Origin of the sequence: Prevotella conceptionensis 9403948, assembly GCF_000312305.1 — a bacterium.
Taxonomy (GTDB): domain Bacteria; phylum Bacteroidota; class Bacteroidia; order Bacteroidales; family Bacteroidaceae; genus Prevotella; species Prevotella conceptionensis.
This window is the reverse complement of sequence record NZ_HE999451.1, coordinates 53,485-55,553: the sequence shown is the minus strand read 5'-3', so window position 1 is coordinate 55,553 and position 2,069 is coordinate 53,485. Positions and strand designations below refer to the sequence as shown.

Annotated in this window: 1 protein-coding gene; it reads right to left on the bottom strand. The window is 51.5% G+C overall.

From position 1 onward, the window contains the following. Positions 1-2,069: SusC/RagA family TonB-linked outer membrane protein (locus BN93_RS12780; protein WP_044260777.1), on the bottom strand; the 2,069-nt coding region annotated here is incomplete at both ends.

Genomic DNA, 2,069 nt, shown 5'->3' with positions numbered 1-2,069 from the left:
GTTGACGAAACCGTTGCTGGAAGGGATGGCGGTGCTTTGCAGCAAGTCGCGTGTTTTTTTCCAATATAAGTCGGCCGTAAGGTTAACCCTTCCTCTCCAAAAGGCCATGTCGAGGCCAAGGTTAAATTGGTCGGTGGTTTCCCATTTCAGGTTTTTGTTCAGCGCGCCACGCCACAACACCTCGGAGAAACCACTTGCCATGCTGCCATTATAAGGATAGTTAGACGCTATCATATATAATTGTGCCTGATAAGCGCCAATGCCTTGGTTGCCCGTTTGTCCGTAGCTGAATCGCAGTTTAAGGTTATCGAAGATGTCTAAATCCTTAACGAAACGTTCTTCTGACAGTCGCCAGGCCACCGCACCAGATGCGAAGTGTCCTATTTTGTTGTTTGCCTGAGAGAATTTGCTCGACCCATCGCGGCGCAAAGATGCTGTGGCGACGTATTTTCCGCCCGCATACGAATAGTTGACGCGTGCCAATAGCGACATCAGCTTTTGCTGTCCGCGCTCGCTCTCTGGCGCATTATAGCTTAATCCCAATCCCATATTGTGCTCTTGGGTTACGTCCGAGGGGAAGTTTTTTGCAGACATGCCCTTCGAACCGAAGTTGGCTATCTCGTAGGTAAAGCCCAACAAGGCGTTTACAGAGTGCTTTCCACCGAAACTCTTATCGAAAGTAAGCAGCGATTCGGACGTCAGGCTCTTCCACCAGCTATCGCTTTGCCCTCCTTTCCCATTGTCGGGATACTTGCCTTCGGAGGTATGCCTGTCGTAATACGACCCGCGACTGTTTTCCGAATAACCCAATCCGAGGTTCTGTCGGAACTTTAAATAAGGCCTGATCTTAGCCTCCAAGTAAGACGAGGAGAAGAAGTTGCTCATCCGCTGCTGGTCTTTCGAGTTGTTAAGATAAACCACAGGGTTCGATGCAAGCCAGTTTAGCTTGTCCGACTCATACACGCTGACATCGGGGGCATAAGTGGCAGGGAACACCAAGGCCGACCTTACCACACCAACTTCATTGCTCGACTTGGCGAAGTCGGTCGTCGAGTTGGTGTAATTCATGTTCATGCCAATCTCTAACCAGTCTTTCACCCTACGTCCGATGTTCATGTGAAGGATGTAACGCTCAAATCCCGAACGCCTGATAACGCCCGTTTGGTTGAGATAGTTACCCGAAAACGACCACCAACCATTGTTGTCGCTACCCGACACGTTAAGGTTGTACTCTTGAGAGAAACCCGTATGGTAGATTTCGTCTTGCCAATTGGTGCCTCGCACCATCGTTTTATTCCCATACTGGTCGGTTCGCAGGCCGGGATTAAGGAAATCCTCGGGCGAGGGATTGTACACGCCCGAGTTCTCAACAATCTTTCCGTTGAGTTCCCGATACTTCCATTTTCCCTCGTAAGGCAGCCCGTTCACGGTTTCTCCGTTATATATTGCCCTGTTGGCCGTTTGCTCATTAATGTAACGCGCGTAGGTAACGGGGTCGAGCACATCTATCTTTTTCAGCACGTTCGACATGCTCAGGTTCGACGTGAACTCAATCTTTCCACGCCCGGCCTTACCTTTCTTCGTGGTAATGAGCACCACACCGTTGGCTCCACGCGACCCATAGATGGCCGTTGCAGAGGCATCTTTAAGTATTTCGAGCGATTCGATGTCGTGTGGGTTAACCGATGCGAGGGCGTTCATGCGCATCTGACTGCCGTCGGTGGCCTTACTCGATGGCGTGCCAGCCGTTTCAAAGGGAACACCATCTACAATGTAAAGCGGCTCGGTGCTTGTGGTGAACGAGTTTGCGCCACGCACATTGATGCTGATGGCGCCGCCCGGTGCCCCGTCGGTTTTGTTAACCACCACGCCCGACACCTTTCCTTGCAGGGCTTGGTTAAAGCTAGAAGCACCCGTCCCCAAAAGGTCGTCGCCGCTTATCTTGGCCACTGCCCCCGAGAGGTCACGTTTCTTCATCGTGCCATAACCCACAACAACGATGTCGTCGAGTTTCACGGCATCGTCTTGCAGCACCACATTGAGGGTAGACCGGTTGCCAACCTTCAACC